At 73.0% G+C, this 18,324-nt stretch carries 18 protein-coding genes; 11 read left to right on the forward strand and 7 right to left on the reverse strand.

Annotated elements, in window-relative coordinates; genetic code table 11:
- The first annotated feature begins 35 nt into the window (after positions 1–35).
- The 3 genes from ACJ6WD_RS09020 (at position 36) to ACJ6WD_RS09030 (ending at position 3,529) form a co-directional block, all read left to right on the forward strand.
- On the forward strand, positions 36–872 hold the full coding sequence (locus ACJ6WD_RS09020) for a tRNA-dependent cyclodipeptide synthase (RefSeq protein WP_376436913.1): 837 nt from the start codon (positions 36–38) through the stop codon (positions 870–872).
- A complete protein-coding gene (locus ACJ6WD_RS09025) occupies positions 869–2,167 on the forward strand; it encodes a cytochrome P450 (protein WP_407615460.1) in 1,299 nt (432 codons plus the stop codon). Before ACJ6WD_RS09020 ends, ACJ6WD_RS09025 begins: the two co-directional genes overlap by 4 nt.
- Before the next feature lie 237 nt (positions 2,168–2,404).
- The gene (locus tag ACJ6WD_RS09030; RefSeq protein WP_233656212.1) at positions 2,405–3,529 is read left to right on the forward strand and encodes an MFS transporter; all 1,125 of its coding nucleotides are present in this window, start codon (positions 2,405–2,407) and stop codon (positions 3,527–3,529) included.
- A gap of 66 nt (positions 3,530–3,595) precedes the next feature.
- On the opposite strand, the gene ACJ6WD_RS09035 is transcribed toward ACJ6WD_RS09030, so the two are convergent.
- On the reverse strand, positions 3,596–4,180 hold the full coding sequence (locus ACJ6WD_RS09035; protein WP_407615461.1) for a helix-turn-helix domain-containing protein: 585 nt from the start codon (positions 4,178–4,180) through the stop codon (positions 3,596–3,598).
- A gap of 118 nt (positions 4,181–4,298) precedes the next feature.
- On the opposite strand from ACJ6WD_RS09035, the gene ACJ6WD_RS09040 reads away from it, so the two are divergent.
- The 3 genes from ACJ6WD_RS09040 to ACJ6WD_RS09050 all read left to right on the forward strand — a co-directional run bounded on the left by ACJ6WD_RS09040 (position 4,299) and on the right by ACJ6WD_RS09050 (position 7,431).
- A complete protein-coding gene (locus ACJ6WD_RS09040; RefSeq protein WP_376446455.1) occupies positions 4,299–5,135 on the forward strand; it encodes an EamA family transporter in 837 nt (278 codons plus the stop codon).
- Positions 5,136–5,210: 75 nt separating this feature from the next.
- Positions 5,211–5,921: a B3/4 domain-containing protein gene (locus ACJ6WD_RS09045; protein ID WP_407615462.1), complete on the forward strand. Its 711-nt coding sequence runs from the start codon at positions 5,211–5,213 to the stop codon at positions 5,919–5,921.
- Between the two features lie 370 nt (positions 5,922–6,291).
- On the forward strand, positions 6,292–7,431 hold the full coding sequence (locus ACJ6WD_RS09050) for an aromatic acid exporter family protein (RefSeq protein ID WP_407615463.1): 1,140 nt from the start codon (positions 6,292–6,294) through the stop codon (positions 7,429–7,431).
- Between the two features lie 38 nt (positions 7,432–7,469).
- On the opposite strand, the gene ACJ6WD_RS09055 is transcribed toward ACJ6WD_RS09050, so the two are convergent.
- Both ACJ6WD_RS09055 and ACJ6WD_RS09060 read right to left on the reverse strand, forming a co-directional pair.
- Complete coding sequence (locus ACJ6WD_RS09055) at positions 7,470–8,915, reverse strand: carboxylesterase/lipase family protein (RefSeq protein ID WP_407615464.1); 1,446 nt, start codon at positions 8,913–8,915, stop codon at positions 7,470–7,472.
- 55 nt (positions 8,916–8,970) lie between these two features.
- On the reverse strand, positions 8,971–9,873 hold the full coding sequence (locus ACJ6WD_RS09060) for an MBL fold metallo-hydrolase (RefSeq protein WP_376436892.1): 903 nt from the start codon (positions 9,871–9,873) through the stop codon (positions 8,971–8,973).
- A 157-nt stretch (positions 9,874–10,030) separates the two neighbouring features.
- Here ACJ6WD_RS09060 and ACJ6WD_RS09065 point away from each other — a divergent pair, with 157 nt between their 5' ends.
- Positions 10,031–10,876 carry a helix-turn-helix domain-containing protein gene (locus ACJ6WD_RS09065; RefSeq protein WP_407615465.1) on the forward strand — a complete coding sequence of 282 codons (846 nt, stop codon included), beginning with the start codon at positions 10,031–10,033 and terminating at the stop codon, positions 10,874–10,876.
- Between the two features lie 96 nt (positions 10,877–10,972).
- On the opposite strand, the gene ACJ6WD_RS09070 is transcribed toward ACJ6WD_RS09065, so the two are convergent.
- Complete coding sequence (locus ACJ6WD_RS09070) at positions 10,973–11,755, reverse strand: DUF899 family protein (protein ID WP_407615466.1); 783 nt, start codon at positions 11,753–11,755, stop codon at positions 10,973–10,975.
- A 241-nt stretch (positions 11,756–11,996) separates the two neighbouring features.
- On the opposite strand from ACJ6WD_RS09070, the gene ACJ6WD_RS09075 reads away from it, so the two are divergent.
- Positions 11,997–12,335 (forward strand): DUF4333 domain-containing protein, encoded by a 339-nt coding sequence (locus tag ACJ6WD_RS09075; protein WP_376436883.1) that lies wholly within the window; start codon positions 11,997–11,999, stop codon positions 12,333–12,335.
- Positions 12,336–12,438: 103 nt separating this feature from the next.
- Here ACJ6WD_RS09075 and mdlC read toward each other — a convergent pair whose 3' ends face one another.
- Complete coding sequence (gene mdlC, locus ACJ6WD_RS09080; RefSeq protein WP_407615467.1) at positions 12,439–14,037, reverse strand: benzoylformate decarboxylase; 1,599 nt, start codon at positions 14,035–14,037, stop codon at positions 12,439–12,441.
- Positions 14,038–14,233: 196 nt separating this feature from the next.
- Complete coding sequence (locus ACJ6WD_RS09085; RefSeq protein WP_407615468.1) at positions 14,234–14,989, reverse strand: alpha/beta fold hydrolase; 756 nt, start codon at positions 14,987–14,989, stop codon at positions 14,234–14,236.
- A gap of 228 nt (positions 14,990–15,217) precedes the next feature.
- Here ACJ6WD_RS09085 and ACJ6WD_RS09090 point away from each other — a divergent pair, with 228 nt between their 5' ends.
- Positions 15,218–15,733, forward strand: coding sequence for a 2,4'-dihydroxyacetophenone dioxygenase family protein (locus ACJ6WD_RS09090; protein ID WP_407615469.1), 516 nt, complete (start codon positions 15,218–15,220; stop codon positions 15,731–15,733).
- A gap of 28 nt (positions 15,734–15,761) precedes the next feature.
- On the forward strand, positions 15,762–16,046 hold the full coding sequence (locus ACJ6WD_RS09095; RefSeq protein ID WP_407615470.1) for a VOC family protein: 285 nt from the start codon (positions 15,762–15,764) through the stop codon (positions 16,044–16,046).
- Between the two features lie 72 nt (positions 16,047–16,118).
- Here ACJ6WD_RS09095 and ACJ6WD_RS09100 read toward each other — a convergent pair whose 3' ends face one another.
- Positions 16,119–16,895: a PIG-L deacetylase family protein gene (locus ACJ6WD_RS09100; protein WP_407615471.1), complete on the reverse strand. Its 777-nt coding sequence runs from the start codon at positions 16,893–16,895 to the stop codon at positions 16,119–16,121.
- A gap of 268 nt (positions 16,896–17,163) precedes the next feature.
- Here ACJ6WD_RS09100 and ACJ6WD_RS09105 point away from each other — a divergent pair, with 268 nt between their 5' ends.
- Positions 17,164–18,153 (forward strand): histone protein, encoded by a 990-nt coding sequence (locus ACJ6WD_RS09105; RefSeq protein ID WP_407615472.1) that lies wholly within the window; start codon positions 17,164–17,166, stop codon positions 18,151–18,153.
- Positions 18,154–18,324 lie beyond the last annotated feature (171 nt).

Raw genomic sequence — 18,324 nt, forward strand, 5'->3', positions numbered from 1 at the left:
GGGTGCACCTGCTGCACGGGAGAAGCGGGAGAGCCATGGACACGAGCATGGGCGCGGGCGGGGGCGGGGCCAGGGACTTCGGGGCGGACGCCAGAGCCGGCACGGTCGCGGGGCGGCGGGTGCCGCCGGGCTTCACCATCGAGCCGTTCACGGACCGTTGTCGGGAGATCTGGGCCCGGGGCGAGCACGTCCTGATCGGTGTCAGCCCCGGCAACGGCTACTTCAGCGAACAGCGGTTGACCGGCCTGCTGCGGTGGGCGAGCGAGGCGTTCGCCGAGGTGGACCCGATCGTCCCGGACGTCGCGCTCGTCCACACGTACCGCGCCCTCGGCCATCCCGAGGAACGCGCCCGGTCCTACGCGCAGCGCGACACCCGGCGGCTGTGCCGGCGCATCGCGCGTGCCTGGACGGCCAGCGGCGTGCCCGAACACCGCCACCGCATCCGCACGCTCACGGAGTTCACCGGCGACCCCACGTACCGGGCACTGCTCGGCAGGGTGGAGCGGGCGGCGGAGCGGCAGCCGTCGGTGCGGGAGGTGTTCCTGCGGGCGAGCGGCAAGGCGCTGGCATCGCATCTGAAGGGCGCGACGCCGACCCCCGAGCAACTCGCGGAGGGAATGCGCTACTTGATAGCCGAGATGCCACTGTGCATGGACACGCCGGCCATCCTGCGCGTCCCCTCCTCGGTGCACGTCTACCACCAGGTGATCCCCACCGTCCCGCTGGTCTTCGACGAACTGTTCACCACGCCGCTCCAGGCGTACGCGGTGGTCCGCCCCGTCCTCCCCGGGCCGCCGCCGTCCGCCCCGTCCAGACGATCCGGGCAACTGCCGCCCGTCGGGCCGCTGACCGGGGTGGTGACGGGCCCATGACCACCACCGACGCGCACCCGCCCACCTCGCGCACCGCTGCCGAGGGCCCGCCCGCCTTCCCGTTCGACGACTGGGGACAGCAGATCTCGCCCGCCTACGCCCGGCTGCGCGAAGCTCCCGCCCCGGCCTGCCGGGTCGTGACGGTGACGGGCGACCAGGTCTGGCTGGTCACGCGCTACGACCTCGCCCGACGGCTCCTCACCGACCCCCGGCTCAGCCTGACCGCCGCCCTGGAAGCCGACGCTCCGCGGCAGGAGCCGCTCCGGCCGCGCGCCACGGGCGCCAGGGGCGACGGCATGGCCACGCTCCAGGAGAGGGGGTTGCGCGGCATCCTGGCCGACGCCCTGAGTCCGCGCGCGATCCGGGCCCACCACGCCTGGACGCGCCTCCGGGCCCGCGCCCTGTTCGACGAGTTGTCGGAGCAGGGGCCTCCCGCCGACCTCCAGCAGGGGCTGGCCCGGCCACTGACCTTCGCGGTGGCCCGCCGGGTCCTCCTCGGCGAACTCACCGAGGACGAGGGGCAGGTGCTCAACGCCTGGTGCGACACGGTCCTGGTATGGCGGGAGCGCACCCGCGACGAGATCCAGGCCGCCCTCGACGCCATGTACGGGTTCTTCCTGCGGCGCGCACCGGAACTGGCCGCCGCACCGGGCTCCGACGTCGTCAAACGGGCCGCCGCGGCCCGTACCCGGGACGGCGGCCGGCTCGGCGCCGACGGGCTCGCCGAAGTCGCCAACCTGATGTTGATCGCCGGCTACCGGACGGCCGCGAGCTTCGTGGCCAACGCGCTGGTGATGATGCTGTCCCACCCCACGGCCCTGGCGGCCCTGCGCGACCGGCCCGCGCTGCTGCCGTCCATGGTGGAGGAGGTGTTGCGCCACACGCCGATGTCGACGGGCGGGGTGAAGCGGGTGGCGACCGACGACGTGCCGCTCGACGGCCTGACGATCAAGGCCGGGGAGTGCGTGTTGGTCTCCCTGGAGTCCGGCAACCACGACCCGCACGCCTACCCCGAACCGGACCGCTTCGCCCCCGACCGCTTCGCCGCCGACCGCGGTCCCGTTGACGGCACGTCGTCCGAAGCCGGAATCCCGCGCCCCCGCCCCCACCTCGGCTTCGGCCACGGCAAGCACCACTGCCCCGGCAACGCCCTGGCCAGGATGCAGATCGCCGTCGTCCTTCAGACCCTGGCCGACCACGCCCCGACGCTCCGTCTGGCCGTGCCGGCCGGGGAACTGCGCTGGCGCCCCGACGTGGCCTTCCGCATCCCCGAGACGATCCCCGTCACCTGGTGACCCGCCCCTCGTGGTCACGCCCTGCCCGGGGCCGTGTCCGGCGGCCGGTCAGGTGCCATGGTGCAGCGCGGGGCCTGGCCGCGACGCCTGATGGGGTTGCGACGCGGCCCGCGGGGCCGGTGAAGTAGCGCTATGGAAGGTGCCACCGAGCAGGCGCGACAGGCGGCGGCGGGTACGGGCCGCGCCCTCACGGGGCGTTCGGCCGCATGGCGCGGACCGGCGGTGCTCGGGGCCCTGATGCTGGCCGCCTTCACCTTCAACACGGCGGAGAACCTGCCGGTCGGTCTCCTGGAACTCATCTCCGGCAGCCTCGGGGTGTCGCTGTCCGCGGTCGGCCTCCTGGTCACCGGCTACGCCGCGACGGTCGCGGTCGCGTCCGTGCCGCTCGCCCATGTCACACGGGCCGCGCCCCGACGCCATGTGCTCACGGGCCTGCTGGCCGTGCTCGTGGTGTCCAGTCTGGCCGCGGCGCTGGCGACCTCGTACGGTCTGCTGCTCGTGGCGCGGCTGCTGACCGCGCTCGCCCAGGCGTTGTTCTGGGCCGTGATGGGGCCCGTCGCGGTGGGCCTGTTCGCGCCCGACGTCCGTGGGCGGGTGGTCGGGGCGCTGTCCGTCGCCGGGTCGCTCGCCCTCGTGCTCGGGGTTCCCGCCGGCACCTGGCTGGGGCAGCGGAGCGCCTGGCAGGTGCCCCTCGCCGCGCTGGCGGTCCTGGGCCTGCTGTCCCTGGTGACGATCGCCGTGCTGCTGCCGACCGCGCCGGCGGACGAAGCACCCGCGGCCTACGGGACCAGCCCCGACGCCCGCCGGTTCGGGACCGTGCTGGCCACCGGAACGCTCTCCGCCACGGGGGCGTTCACCGGTTACACCTATCTCGTGGAGTTCCTCGACGACGTGAGCGGGTTCGCACCGAGCACCGTGGGCGCGCTGCTGGTGGCGTTCGGCGTCGCGTGCCTGGTGGGGGTGAGCATCACCGGGGCACTGCTGGACCGCCACCCGCGCGCCGCGCTGACGGGCGCCGTGGCCACGCAGGCGGCGGCCATGCTCGGTCTGTACGCGGCCGGTTCCCGTCCGGTGGCGGCGGTGGCGTTCCTGGCGCTCATGGGCGGTGCGCTCGGGCCGGTGTTCATGGCCACCCAGCACGCGATGCTGCAGTGCGCACCCGGCCGCACGGACCTCGCCCTCGCGGCCAACTCCGGTTGCTACAACGTCGGCATCGCCGCGGGCGCCGCGCTCGGGGGACTGATCCTCCCGCTGGCCGACGTGCGGAACACCTTCCTCGCCGGTGGGCTGCTGACGGCCGCGGCGTGCGCGGTGCTGTTCGGCGGACGGTTCCTGGGCGACGACCGCGATCGTGCCGCGTAGGGCGGACCGCGACGCTCGCGGCCCGTGTCGGGTCGCCGGCCCTCGGGCGCTCCCGGCCTCCGGCGGTCAGGGAGTGGAGCCCGGGGCCGGCGGGATGTGCACGGTCATGATCAGGTGGCAGGTCTCGGTGCCCGCGCCGCGGTAGGTGTGGGGGGCGTCGCCGTCGAAGGTGGCGGTCTGCCCGGCTTCGACCGGGTGCTCGGTTCCGTCGACGGTGAGGGTCATCCGGCCGGCGGTGACGCTGACGGTCTCGACGACGCCGGCCTGGTGCGGGTGACTGGGGTACTCCTCGTCCGGCTCCAGTGCCCAGCGCCAGATCTCGACGGGGGCCGCTCCCGAGGTGGTCAGCATGAGCCGGGCCTGGCTGCCCCGCTTCCCGGCCCACAGGGGCATGACGGCGTCGGCGGACACCACGCGGACCCGGCCCTCGGCGGGTCCTTCCAACAGTGCGGAGACCGAGACGCCGAGGGTGTCGGCGAGGCGGATCAGGGTGGCGAAGTTCGGGTTGCCCTGCGCCTTCTCCAGCCCGACCAGGGCGCCCTTGCTGACCTTGGCGCGGCGGCCCAGTTCGTCGAGGGACAGACCCGCGCGGGTGCGTGCGGCTCTGACGTTGTGCGCGAGCGTGCGCAGGGCTGCCTCTGCCTCGGGCACGTGATCACCGTCCTGACGGAGTAGGGCACTGGAATAGACCGCCCGGTCGTTTGGTTGACAACGGGCGGTCGTTTCATTGTACGTTCGAGTCGTTCCATTGTGAAAGTAAGGAAGTGCCGTGATCGCTCTGCTGCTGGCCCTGGGCAGCTCTCTCGCCTACGGATGCGCCGATTTCCTCGGCGGCCTGGGTGCCCGCAAGGCGCACGTACTGCGCACCGTGCTCGTCGCCGCTCCGGCCAGCCTCGCGGTCGAGCTGGCGCTGTGGCCGATCCTGGGCGCCTCGTTCACCGGGGCCAGCATCGGGTGGGGTGTCGCGTCCGGCGTCGCCTCCGCCGTGGCGTTCGTCCTGCTCTACAGGACACTCGCGATCGGCCCGATGAACGTGCTCTCGCCGGTCACCGCGCTGGTGTCCGCGGCCCTGCCGGTCACGGTCGGCCTGCTCCAGGGCGAGCACCTGGGCCTGGCCGGCCTCGTGGGTCTGCCGCTCGCGCTGGTGGCGGTGGTCCTGGTCAGCGCCGGACACGGCGCGGGCGCGGTGCGGCCGTCCCGGACGGCGCTGTCGCTGGCCCTGGGCGCGGGGGCGGCCATCGCGCTGCAACTCGTCTTCCTGCACCAGGCACCCGCCGACAGCGGCGTGGCACCGCTGATCGTCGGGCGAGCGGTCTCCTCGACGGTCACCCTGATCGCGGCCGCCGCGCTGTACCGCCGGCTGGGCCCGGAAAGGCCGGCCTACGCGATATCGGCGACCGCGGGCGTCCTGGACTCGCTGGCGAACCTGTTGTTCCTGCTCGCCGCCCGCAGCGGTGACCTCACGGTCGTCGCCGTGATCACCGCCCTGTACCCGGCCGGCACGGTCCTGCTCGCCCGTGGCGTCCTCGCCGAGCGCATCCACCGCAGCCAACTCGTCGGCCTGGGCACCGCGGCCGTCGCCGTCAGCCTCCTCGCCCTCACCTGAGCCGCGGCACCCTCCCACCCCGGAAGCCCTGAGCCGCCCGCCCGCCGCCCCCACGCACGAACAGGACCTCACCGCATGCCCGAATTCCGCCTCGGCGCCGCCGTCGCCGACGCCTTCCCCGACACCCTCATAGCCCTGATCACCGCCACCGGCCTGCGCGGAAACGAACCCTGGCCGCACACCGCCACCGCTCTCGACGACCTGGAGCGACAACTCGCGGACGGTGCCTGGCAGCCGGCCGACGAGACCGATCCCCGCATCGAGTCCTGGCACACCGCCTACCGATCCTTCGGCACCAACCCCCGCCGCATCCGCCCCAGCGTCGACGCCCTCGGCCGCCGCATGGCGAAAAGGGGCGCCCTGCCGCGCATCAATCCCGCCGTCGACTCCTACAACTGCGTCTCGGTCCGCCACGGACTGCCCGCCGGCGCGTTCGACCTCGACCACGTCACCGGCGCCCTCGTCGACATCCGCCACGCCGACGGCACCGAGTCCTTCACCCCGCTCGGCGAACCCGACGCCGTCGAGGTCCCCAAGCCCGGCGAGATCGTCTACGCCGACGCCACCGGCGTCCTGACCCGCCACTGGAACCATCGCGACGCCCACCGCACCCGCGTCACCGAAGACTCCACGCGCGTCATCTTCGTCCTCGAAACCCTCCAGGCCACCCGCGACGGCGACCTCCTCAAGGCCGCCGCCGAGGAACTCCGGGGCCTGCTCGACCCGCACGCCCAGCAGACCGCCGTGCAGTACCTGAGCCCGGCACGGCCCCGGGCGGCCGTCTGACACCCGTCACCGCGTCACCGGTGGGTCAGGCGCTCCCGGAGCCTTCGGGGCGGAGCTGTCCCTCGGCGCCGGCGACGTCACCGCCGACGGGCGCCCCGACCTGATCGCCCCGGCGCGAACGGCACGTACGTCTACCGCTCGACCGGCTCGCCGACGGCTCCGTTCAGTCGGCAGGCGACCACCCTGTACGCGGGCGAGGGCGGCAGGTTCGACGCCGTCGTCTGAAGGGCGATGGCGTGCTCGACGCGGGCGCCCCGGGCCGGGGCGCCCGCGCGCGGGGGCTGTGGCTGACGTCACGAGGTCGAAGCGGACAAACGGTGCCATCATCAATGTTGTGCAAGATTCAACTATTCGGTTGGGGTGTGCTCCGGTGACGACGGCAGGGCCGCTGCGCCGCCTCGCCGGCCTGCTCCGCACCAAACGCGCCGACCACGTGGTGCACGGCGCCAAGACCCTCATCGCGGCACTGCTCACCTGGGGCGTCGTGGCTCCCTGGTCCCCCGACGGCCGGCCCTACATGGCGGTCGCCACGGCCCTGCTCATGGTGAACGCCTCCACCGTGTACCAGTCCGTGACCAAGGCCGCGCAAAACGTGGTGGCCAGGGTCGGGGGACTGCTCCTCGCCCTCGCGACGGCCCGACTGCTGGGGCCGACCGCGGGCGCCGTCGCGGTCATCGCGGTGATCGCGGTCCTGGCGGGCCCCCGCCGCACCGCTGACGACCGGCTCCAGATCGCCTCCAGCGCCGTCATCGCACTGGCCGCCACCGCAACCGACCCCATGGGCAGTCTCGTGTCCCCCGCGCTCCAAACGCTCACCGGCGCGGCCGTGGGCATCGCGGTCAACGCCCTCGTCCTGCCGCCGCTCTACCTGAACGAGTCCGACTTCGCCGTGCGCGACCTCGCCCGCTCCATGGGCACGCTGCTGCAGGACATGGGTACCGGCCTCTCCCGGCGACAGCTCGCCTCGAAGGCCCACAACTGGCTGCACCGGGCGCGCAGCCTGGACAAGCGCCTCACCCGGGCAGAGGAACAGGTGCAGCAGGCCACCGAGAGCCTGCGGTGGAACACACGCTGCGTCGCGCACACGCGACGCAAGGAGACGACCTTCGACGACACGTTCAGGGTCTTGCGCGGAGTGTCGATCCAGGTACGCGGAATCGCACGGACCCTCGCCGACAGCGCGCACGACAATCACGCTGATCATCACCTGGGGCAGCAGTTCCTCGACCAGTACGCCGAGACCCTCCGACTGGCGGGAGCGGCCGTCCAGGCATTCGCCGAACCGGCCCCGGCGACCGGCTCACCGGGCACACCCCCTCATGAGCGCCTGCGCGGCGCGATCGACGGCACGCTTGCCTGGCACGACACCATGACCGACATGATCACCCGAGGCACCCTCACCAAGCCGGGTGCCTGGCACACCTACGGCTCACTCATGACCGACGCGGAAAGGCTGCTGGCCGACCTGCAACTCGTCGTCCAGGTCGCGAAGGCCCGGGTAGAGCACTGAATCGCGCCGAGGCGCAACAGAGGGGGAGCCCGTCGGAATCAGCCCCCGACCACCGCGCCACGGCCCTCGTCCCCGGTGAAGCGATGGGTTTCGGACGGGGCCCAACCGGGGTCGCCGGTGCGGGCGAAGGAGACCCAGGCGCCGTGCATACGGGCGGCCAGGCGGGCTGGTGGCGGGGTGGGGCCGAGCAGGCCGTGGGGGCCGTGCAGGGCGGGGAGGTCCAACCTGTCGAAGACGAAGGGCAGTTCCGTGGTGTGGGCCGCGCCGAGTCGCCCGTCGAGGGCCGGTGAGCGCCAGGCGAACGCGTAGGTGTGGGTGGGAGCGGCGCGGTGGGACGCATGGGCCTCGGCAAGGCGGCGGTTGCCGGTGCGGAACAGCGCGTCGCCCAGGAGCGCCGAGCGCAGGCGGCCCGCGTGCGCCCGTGGGTACTTGGCGCGGTACTCCGCCACGAGCGCGGCCGGGTCGGAGTGGATCCGGGCGGCGAGGGCGTGTACGTCCGCGGTCGTCGAGGCGGCCAGGTCGCCCTGCGGCGCGAGGTAGAGGTTGGCTTCCTCGGTGGTGGTGCCGATGAGGAGGGCCACGCCGGTGCCGGCGCCCGCGGCCACCACCTCGGCCGGTTGACGGTCCAGCACCAGGCCGTACGGGCTGAGCCCGAGGAGCGGATCGGTCCGGGTGGCGGTCCGCAGGTCCAGGCCGGTGAGGTGGGGGAGGAGGGCGAGGAGCCGGTCATCGGGAACGGCGGCGAACGCCGTGACGGTCGGCTCGACGCCGAGGGCGCTGGCCGCCGCGCGGGTCACGCGGGCCGCCTGCTCGGGGGAGAACGCGCCCAGGCCGTTGCCGCTCTGGACGATGGCGCGGTGGAAGAGGCCCGCCGCCTCGGGGGTGGCCAGGATGCTGCCGATGAGCGTCGCGCCCGCCGACTGGCCGAAGAGGGTGACGTTGCCGGCGTCGCCGCCGAACGCCGCGATGTTGCGCCGGACCCAGCGCAGGGCGGCCACCACGTCGAGCAGTCCGCGGTTGGGCGGGGCGCCGGGCAGGTCCAGGAAACCCGTGGCGCCCAGGCGGTAGTTGACCGTCACCAGCACCACCCCGTCGCGGGCGAATGCGGTGCCGTCGTAGAGCGCGGCCCGGGTGGAGCCGGCCAGGAAGCCGCCGCCGTGCACGAAGACCATGACGGGACTGCGGCGGGCGTGGGGCGGCGCCCAGACGTTCAGCGTCAGGTGGTCGGCGCCGGGGATCCAGCCGGGGCCGAAGTACGGGGTCATGTCCAGTGCACCGAAGCCGTCCCGACGTGGCTGGGGCGCGGTCGGTCCGGGCCGGGTCGCGTCGCGGACGTCGCGCCAGGGCGGGTGGGGTGTGGGCGCGGCGAAGCGGGCGGCGCCGGTCGGGGGTGCGGCGTACGGGATGCCGAGGAAGGTGTGGGCGGTGGCACCGGCGAGGCCGCGGACGGGGCCTTCGGCGGTGGGGACGAGCGGGTGGGGCATCGACTTCTCCTGTCGTGCGGTGCGGTGGTGGCGGTGTGCGGCACCGCGGGGGCGTTCAGATGCGGGAGAGCGGGGCCCAGTTCTTGAGCGCGAAGCGGTCGCCGTCGCGGATGACTTCGGCGCCGCCGTGCCCGCCGAGGTGCGCCGGCAGGACCAGGGCGTTGGTGTCGGCGGCCCGGCCGAGCAGGCGCCGCCGGGTGGCCCTGGCCAGCTCCGGGTCCTCGCAGAAGCAGCTGTTGGTGTCGGGCTCGACGAACTGCAGCGGCGTGTGCAGCAGGTCGCCGACGAACAGGGCCCGGTCGGTACCGGATTCCAGGGCCAGGACCGCGGAGCCCGGGGTGTGGCCGGGCGCCGGCTCCAACGTGAGGTGGGCGTCGATGCGGTAGCCGTCCTCCCACAGCACCGTGCGGCCGGCCCGGTGCACGGGAGCGACGCTGTCCTCGAAGACGTTCTGGTTGCCGCGGCCCAGTTTGGGGCGGTGGCCGCTCTCGGGGTTCCAGAAGTCGAAGTCGGCCCGCGGTATGAGGTAGGTGGCGTTCGGGAACGTCGGGACCCACTCCCGCCCGTCGAGGCGGGTGTTCCAACCGACGTGGTCCACGTGCAGATGGGTGTTGACCACCACGTCGACGTCCTCCGGTCGGACGCCGGCCCGGGCGAGGTTGGTGAGGAAGTCGGTGTTCAGCTGGCTCCACACCGGGGAGTAGGGCCGCTCCTTGTGGTTGCCGACGCCGGTGTCGACGAGGATCGTGCGGCCCTCGCTGCGCAGCAGCCAGGTCTGCACGGCCGAACGGCAGAGGTCGGTCTGCGGATCCAGGAAGTCGGGCGCCAGCCACGGGGCGTGGCGTTGCCAGGCCCCTTCGGGGCTTTCGGGAAAGAAGGTCTCCGGCGTCATGCCGACCGGACCGACGTACTCCATGACGCGGGTGACGGTGACGTCACCGAGGACGAGGTCGTGCATCTGTGCTCCAAGTGCTCGCTGGTGAGGTGGCCAGCGTGCGGCCCCCGGCCGAGGGGAGCCAGCCCCCACGAAGCCCATCCCCACGGTGCGTGTCCCCGCCCGTGCCTATCCCGGACGGGGACAGGCAGCGCGGCCGACGGCGGGCGATACTGGCCGCATGGGTGTCACCGGTCAACTGGGCGAGTTCCTGCGGGCGCGACGTTCGCGTCTGCGCCCCGAGGACGTGGGCCTGCCCGCGTTTCCCGAGCGCCGGCGGGTGAGCGGACTGCGGCGGGAGGAGATCGCGCACCTGGCCGGGGTGAGCCCGTCGTACTACACGCGCCTGGAACAGGGACACGCGGTCAACGCCTCCGAGGAAGTGCTCAACGCCCTCGCCGGGGCCCTGCACCTCGATCCGTACGAGCGGTCCCATCTGCGGGAGTTGGCCGGCCGCCGCCCCCGTACGTCGTGCCGGCCCGCACCCGAGCGGCTCCACCCGATGAACCGGGCGCTGATCGACTCCCTGCGGGACATGCCGGCGCTGGTCCTCGGCCGGCGGACCGACGTCCTGGCGTGGAACGGCCCGGGGCACGCCCTGCTGGCCGGGCACACCGACCCCAGCGCACCGGAACGTGCCGCGGACCGGCCGAACCTGACCCGGATGCTCTTCCTCGACCCGCACACCCGAGAGCTGTACGCCGACTGGCCGCGCAAGGCACGTGCCGTGGTGGGCAATCTGCGCCTGGTCGCCGGACGGCACCCCGAGGACGCGCTGCTGGCCGGGCTGATCGGCGAACTGTCCATGAAGAGCCCGGAGTTCGCGGAACTGTGGGGAGACCACCGGGTGCGGCCGTGCGAGGGTGAGGGCCACGAACTGCACCATCCGCTGGTGGGTCCGCTAGCCGTCACCCAGCACTCACTGATGCCACCGCACTCGCCGCAGCAGTCCGTGGTCCTCGTCACCGCCGCGACGGGGGACGACGCTGCACGGCACGCACTGGAACTGCTCGCCCGGACCGACTGAGTGGTCCGCCACCGTCCGCCACCCGGCACCTTCTGCCGATGCCGATGCCGATGCCGATGCTGTCGGCATCGGCATCGGCATCGGCGGCACGGCGTGTCAGCCGTGGTGGTCGTGCCGCCCGAGCGTCGTCACCGGCGGCGCGCCGGGACGGGTCCACTGCGGCACGGGGCGGCTGGTCGGCCCCCAGGTCGCGTTCCCGTCCGCGTCCGAGCGCCAGTACCAGCACGGAGTGTGCCCCTCGGGCCAGCCTTCGGGACTGTCCTGCCACGTCTCGCGGCGGCCGTAGGGCGTCATGTCGAGCAGGCTGAAGAAGGCGGCGACGGGCTCGATGCCGCGACCCGTCGTGGAGTAGGTCAGGAACGTGCGGTCGCCGTCGCGCAGGTAGCAGGTGAGGTACCCCATGGGGCCGCCGACCGGGGCGTCCACGCCGCGTACCGAGTACCACGGCTCGGTGTACCCCATGAAGTCGACGAAGGACGCCACCTCGTCCCACCGGCCGGTGGTCAGGATGGCCGACGAGACGCCGCGCGCGTTGAGGTAGACGGCGTCCTTCAGGTGCCAGGCCACGGTGGTGCAGCCCTCGCACTGCCCCTGGTGCGGCGCGCCGTCGTGCCACATGTGCTTGTAGACCACCAGCTCGTCGCGGCCCTGGAACAGGTCCAGGAACGGCACCGGGCCGTTGTCTCCGACGACCTCGACCGTCCCGTCGAACTCCACCATCGGCAGCCGGCGGCGGGCCGCGGCGATGGCGTCGCCCTCCCGGGTGTGGGCCTTCTCGCGGACCAGGAGTTCGGCACGGGCGGCCTGCCAGGTGGCCAGGTCGACCACGGGCGGGCGGCCGGGCAGTTCGCCGGTCGGGTCGTTCGGTGTGCTGGTCATGGTGTCCTCCGTGGTGACTCGTGCCGGGCAGCGTTGTACCGCGTCGCGTGACGCTCACGAGGAAGGACTCGCGGTCCGGTCGGAACTCATCGGTGTTCGGCACTGGTGTTAGCGGGGTGTTAGCGGTGCGCTAGGAGATCAGGGGAGTGTGGGCGTCGTACCGGAGAGCCACCGAGAACCCCGACGGCCCCGCAGGCTCGCGACGAGCTTCCGCACCGCCGTCCGCAACGAGGAGTTGAGCATGAAGCGCATCATCATCGCCCTGGGCGCCGCCGCCGTACTGGCGGCGGGTGTGGTGACCGTGGTGAACATGACCGGCCACGGCTCGGTGGCCACTGCCAGCGGCGCGGGGGCGACGGTGCCGCGGGCGGACGTGGAGGAGCGCGCGGCCAAGGACTTCCCCTACCGCGGAGCCGACCCCGACGCGGTGCACTGCCCGAGCGGACTGCCCGCGAAGAAGGGCGCGATGGTGAGCTGCACCGCCGTCTTCGGCCAGCAGAGCAAGACGATGGAGGTCTCCGCCGACAAGGTCGACGGTGACCAGGTGTCCCTGGGCTTCGGCTTGCTGGAACGGCGCTGACCGGCTGACGGCCGGACCCCGGCACACCTCGCGCGCGACGCGGCGGACCCGGCCCGGCGACCGGCCCGGCGCACCCTGCCGGCGGGCTCCGGCGCCACCCGCATCAAGGCCCGTAGAGCACGCCCTCGGCATCGCCGACGCGCAGGTGGAGGAGGTGCGGGCCGTCGTCGTCGCCGAGCGACGTCAACGCGCGGTCGAGGGCCCCGCCCAGGTCGCGGGGGTGGTCCGCGTACTGTGCCGGGCAGCCGAACGACGTGGCGAGGCCGGTGAAGTCGATGCCGCCGAGGTCGGTGCCGGGCACCGGCGCGATGCCGAGCCGGCGGCCGAGCGCGCGCACCGCGCCGTAGCCGCCGTTGTCGAGCACGACGAAGGTGACGGGGGCCCGGTGCCGGGCCGCCGTCCACAGTGCCTGCACCGAGTACAACGCCGAACCGTCGCCCACGACGCACACCACCCGCTGCCGGTCGGCGAGCGCCCGGCCGACGGCCAGCGGCAGGCCCCAGCCCAGCGCCCCGCTGCCCGTGGTGAGGAACCCGCCCGCCCGGTCCACCGGGACGCGCACGTGCAGCACGTCCCGGTGGCTGGGGGCCTCCTCGACGAGCACCCGGTCGCGGGGCAGGCGCCGGTGCAACTGGTCCAGGACCCACTCGGGCGTGAGGACCTCGCCCGCGCTCGCCGGCGCCGGTCGCGTCCGTGCCCGTGGCGGTTCCCGGTCCGAGCGGGTGACCAGCGCGGTCAGCTCGGTGAGGGCGGGGCGCAGTGTGGTGACCAGGCTCGTGCCCGTGGGCAGCCACGCCGCCTGGGCCGGGTCGCAGTCCAGGTGGAACAGCTCGGTGCCCGGCGCCAACGGGGGACCGTCGTCCGCCACGTGGTACGTGAACAGGGGCGCCCCGAGCGCGACCACGACGTCGTACGGCTCCAGGCGGGCGGCCAACGGGCCGGCGACCGGCGGCAGGAAGCCCTGGAAGAGCGGGTGGGACTCGGGGAACCCGGAGCGGCCGGACAGCGGGCTGATCCAGACGGCCGCGCGGATCCGCTCGGCCAGCGCGACGGCCTCGGGGAGCGCGCCTTCGTCGTCCACGCCGGGGCCGATCACCAGCGCGGGCCGCCCACAGGCGTCGAGGCGGGTGGCGAGCGCGGCGAGCGCGTCCGGGGCGGCGGTGAACCCACCGTGCACCGCCCGGGGCCCGACCGGATCGGCCGCCCGGTCCCAGTCGTCCTCCGGGACGGACACGAAGACCGGCCCGCGCGGAGGCGTCATCGCGATGCGGTGCGCCTCGGCGAGGACGGCCGGCACGTCGGCGGCGCGATCCGGCTGGCGGGCCAACTTCACGTACGGGCGCGGGAACTGATCCGGCGCGTCGGCGCCGAGGAACGGGCGCAACTGGAGCAGGGACCTGGCCTGCTGACCGGCGACGATCACCAACGGCACCCGGTCGCGGTGCGCGTTGAAGACGGCGCCCAGCGCGTGACCGACCCCGCCCGCGGAGTGCAGGCAGACGAACGCGGCCCGCCCCGTGCCCAGGGCGTGGCCCGCGGCCATGGCCACGGCCGAGGACTCCTGCAACCCGAGGACGTAGGTGAAGTCCTCGGGCCAGTCGCGGAACATGCGCAGTTCGGTGGAGCCGGGATTGCCGAACACGGTCGTCATGCCGGTGTCGCGCAGCAACCGGACGACCGCGTCCAGGACCGTTGTCGTCATGCCTTCCTCCCTGCACGGGGCAGCCGCTTCCCGACCGCCGGCGAGCCGGTGTGGAACAGCTGGCCGAGGGCGGCGCGGGCGCTGGCCGGCGCCGCCCGGACGGTGCGCCGGTCGACATGCCATGCGGTGTCGGCCGGCCGCGCCGGATGCCGTGCTCGGTACCCGGCAGCGGCCCTGACGACACCAACGCGGGCGGTCAGGCGCGCAGGAACGCTTCCAGGGCGGTGGCGAAGGCGACGGGCAGTTCGTACATCGGGTAGTGGCCCGAGTTGGCGAGGACCTTCAGCTCGGCCTGCGGGTAGTGGGCCAGCCAGGTCGTCCGCATCGCCTCGGCGTTGATGGCGACATCGTGTTCGCCGAGGAATACCTTCACCGGGAGGGTGCTGCCGGTGATCTTGGCCGCGAAGTCCTGGGTGGTCCAGTCGGCCAGGTACGCGGCGACCGCCTCGGGCCGGGAGCCGGCGACCGAGCGGTCGGTCATGGCGTCCAGCCAGCGGTCGCAGGCGCGGTTGCCGGTGATCATGTCGATGATGGCCCGCCGGTTGGCGGGGTTCTGCGCCGCGCCGTGGAAGAGGTCGTGGGCGTCCCCCTCCAGCGGGTAGGGGCTCGCCGGGACCGGCGCCACCCCGACCAGCTTGCGCACCCGGCGCGGTGCCTCGACGAGCACCCGCTGTGCCGCCTTGCCGCCCATCGAGTGCCCGACCAGCGAGAAGGTGTCCCAGCCCAGTTCGTCGGCGAGGGCGAGGGCGTCCCCGGCGATCTCGGCGAGCGTGAACTGCCCCTGGACGTCCTGTCGGTCGCCGTAGCCGCGGTAGTCGAGGAAGGCGTAGCCGAACTCGCTCGGGTCGAGGTGGTCCAGGAGCTGACTCCAGGACGCGCTGGTGCCGAACCAGTCGTGGAGGACGAGCACCTTGTGCTCGCCGGTGCCGATGGAGCGGTGGCTGATCGTCATACCGAGACCTCCCGTTGGGTCGAGTATCGACCGATTCTTGCCCGACCCGGGCCGCGCTACTCCGCCCTCACCCCCGGTCGGGTGCACCGTGGTGCTGAGGACCGCTCGACGTGCGAACGGCCACCGCCGTGGCCGACCGGCCGGGAAACCACTGTTGCGCCGGGTCGGGAGAGTCGAACATGGGTGTGCGTGCGAGTCCGCCCAGCACCGGCAGGAAGGACCTCAGCCATGACGACCAGTCCGACCCCGGGAGCGGACGGCCTGGCCGCGATCGAAGCCCGGATCGACCGGCGCCGCGACCAGTACGCGCTGCCCGAAGGCCACATCGCGGAGGCGGGCTCACCGTGGCTCCCCTTCGCCCCACAGGTCATGATCAAGCATCTGACGTTCGACATCCGCAGCAACTCCGCCGCGAACGTCCTGTGGGTGCAATCCGGCGGATCGCTGGGCCGCCACCGCCACCGCGGCCCCGTCTCGGGCTACGTGCTCGAAGGCAGCTGGCGCTACCTGGAGTACGACTGGGTCGGCCGACCGGGCGACTTCGTCCGCGAGAGCCCGGGACGCACCCACACCCTGGTCTCCGACGAGGGCATGAAGACCGTCTTCTGGCTGAACGGGCCCGTGGAGTTCCTCGACGACCAGGACGCGGTGACCGAGGTGATCGACGTCTTCTGGTTCATCGACCACTACGAGCGCGGCTGCGCGGAGCAGGGCATCCCGATCAACCGCGCGCTCTACCTCTGACCCCGGCCGTCAGGGACGGACTGCGCGTGTGACACCGCACCCCGCATCCGGCGCCGAGTTCGCTGCCCGCTTCACCGGCGACGACGGGCCGGCCCTCGGCTTCCAACGCGTCGACGACTACCGGGCTCCGCGCTGGCCGGACCAGACCGTGCCCCAACAGGTGCACGTCGACTTCGAGGTCGACGACCTCGACGAAGCCGAGGCGGACCTGTTGGAACTCGGCGCCGGCAAGACAGCGCACCAGCCCAACGAGGGACGGTGGCGGGTCCTGACCGATCCGGCGGGGCATCCGTTCTGCCTGGTCAAAGGGTGATGGGTGGAGGCTCCGCCGAGCGTGCCGCGGCGGCGCACTCGGTGCACAAGCCGCGGTAGGTGGACGGCGCGTTCACCGGAACACCACCTCGAACGACCTGATGTGGTGGGCCACCTCGTCGGGCGGCAGGATCGCGGCGCGCTCCGCACCGTTCCCCGAGGGGCAGATCTGGCTGACGAACTCCGCGATGGCGAGGGACTTCAGGGCGGTCGCCTCCGGCGGCAGGGGGAGGTGCGCGGCCAGGTGCCACGGCACGCGTGGATCCTCCGGCCGCGCCCAGTGCCACATCCACACCGGATACATCCACAGGGGCACTCCGGTGGCCCGGCAGGCATCAACAGCGGCCCGACCTGCGGCTTCGAGGTCGCCGTGCAGGTCTCCGACCCATGGCGCCACGCACCGGGCGGCCTCGACCTCGCGCAACAGTCCGGCGATGGCCCGGGCCACCGTGCCCTGATGCGGGTCCACCCGGGTGTCCGGAATCCTCAGTCGCTCCACACGCACTTCCGGCAGCCCCAACTTCGCCAGTGCGCACAGGAGTTCGCGGTGGCGCACGCGGGCCCGCTCGTCCGAGGCGTCCAGTGTGCTGTGCGGAGGGGCCCCCTCCCCGTCCGTGACCGACACGATGTGCACTTCGGCACCGTCGGCGGCCAGCACCGCCAGACTGCCGCCGAAGCCCAACACCTCGTCGCCCGGGTGAGCCGCGACGACCACCACCGGCTCGCCGGGCGGCGGGACCGGCGGCAGATGCCTCGGGCCGTACCAGGAGGCCCATTGATCCTCCGGCGTACCGGGCGGGACACCGCAACCGGCTCCGAGGTCGACGCCGGGTGAGGGAGGAGGCTCCACGACGACTCCTCTCGGATGTGCGCACAGGCTCTCCCAGTAGTTTGCTGCGGTGAGCCCTCCCGCCGCATGTCGTACGGGTGCCTCGCCCGTGCGCACGACGTGCCCGCCCGGTAGCAGACAGTGCTTCGGTGGGGGCCAGAGCGGCGGCTGACCTGTCGGGATGCGAAGGCCGGCAGGCGGGTCACCCTGGAGGTATGGCGCCGGAACTTCCCGTGGGGGCTGTCTGCCGCGGCGCCGGGCTTGCACGCCCAGAGAAGGTGACGTACCGATGGACAGTGGGACCAAGGTCCTCGTGGCCGCCGCGTTGGCCGGCGGTTACGTGCTGGGCCGTACCAAGAAAGGCCGCTTCGCACTGAGTTTGATGTCCACCCTGGCGGGGCGCGAACTCGGACTCGATCCGCGGCGGCTGCTGACGGAGGGCGCCCGTCAACTCGGTGAGATTCCGCAGGTTGCCGAACTCAGCGAGCAATTGCGCGGAGAGGTCGTGGAGGCCGGACGCCGTGCGGTCTCGGCGGCGGCGACCCGCGGCATCGCGACGCTCGCGGACACCCTGCACGACCGCACGCTGGCGCTCACCGAAGGGGAGGAGTCCTCCGAAGAGGAAGCCGATTACGACGAGGGCGAGGAGAGCGACGAGTACGACGAGGGCGAGGAAGGCGAGGAGGGCGAGGAAGAACCCGAAGAAGAGGAAGAACCGGAAGAGGAGGAAGGAGAGGAAGAGGAGGAAGGAGAACAAGAGGAGCGAGCGGCGGCGCGCAAACGGGAGCGGTCGCGGCGGCGCACGTCCCGCGGCACGGCGCAGCCGAAGACGGAGCGGCGCACGCCGAGCGCCCGGAAGCGGGCATCGGGTGCGGAAGAGCGGGAGCCGAGCACGGAGCGGCGGAAGGCGAGCCGCAGTGACAGTGGTAGTGGCAGCGGTACGAGCAAGTCCCGTTCTACGTCGCGGAGTTCCTCCGCTGATGAGAAGCCGAAGCCCGCCGCCAAGAAGACCAGACCCGCGCCGGCGAAGAAGGCTCCGGCGAAGAAGGCCCCTGCCAAGAAGACCGCGGCGAAGAAGGCTCCGGCCAAGAAGACGGCGGCGAAGAAGGCTCCGGCCAAGAAAGCAGCGGCGAAGAAATCCCCTGCGAAGAAGGCCCCGGCCAAGAAGGCCACGGCGAAGAAAGCGCCCGCCAAGAAGTCCACGGCGAAGCGGCAGACCGCAGCGTCTTCCCGCAAGAGCACCGGAAGAGCACCGTCGCGTGCGGGAAGTCGGAGGTAGCCGATCATGGCCAAGGTCGCACAGGATGAGACGAAGGCGGAGCTCGATCGGTTGCGCGACGAACTCGGCGAATTCGTGACGGCCTGGGCGGGGAACCTCGCCGAACGGGCCGGTGACAAGCTGACCGACGTCACGGATCAACTCTCCGACGTCGCCGACAACGGAGGCTCG

The organism is Streptomyces sp. VTCC 41912 (assembly GCF_045799175.1).
Taxonomy (GTDB): domain Bacteria; phylum Actinomycetota; class Actinomycetes; order Streptomycetales; family Streptomycetaceae; genus Streptomyces; species Streptomyces albulus_C.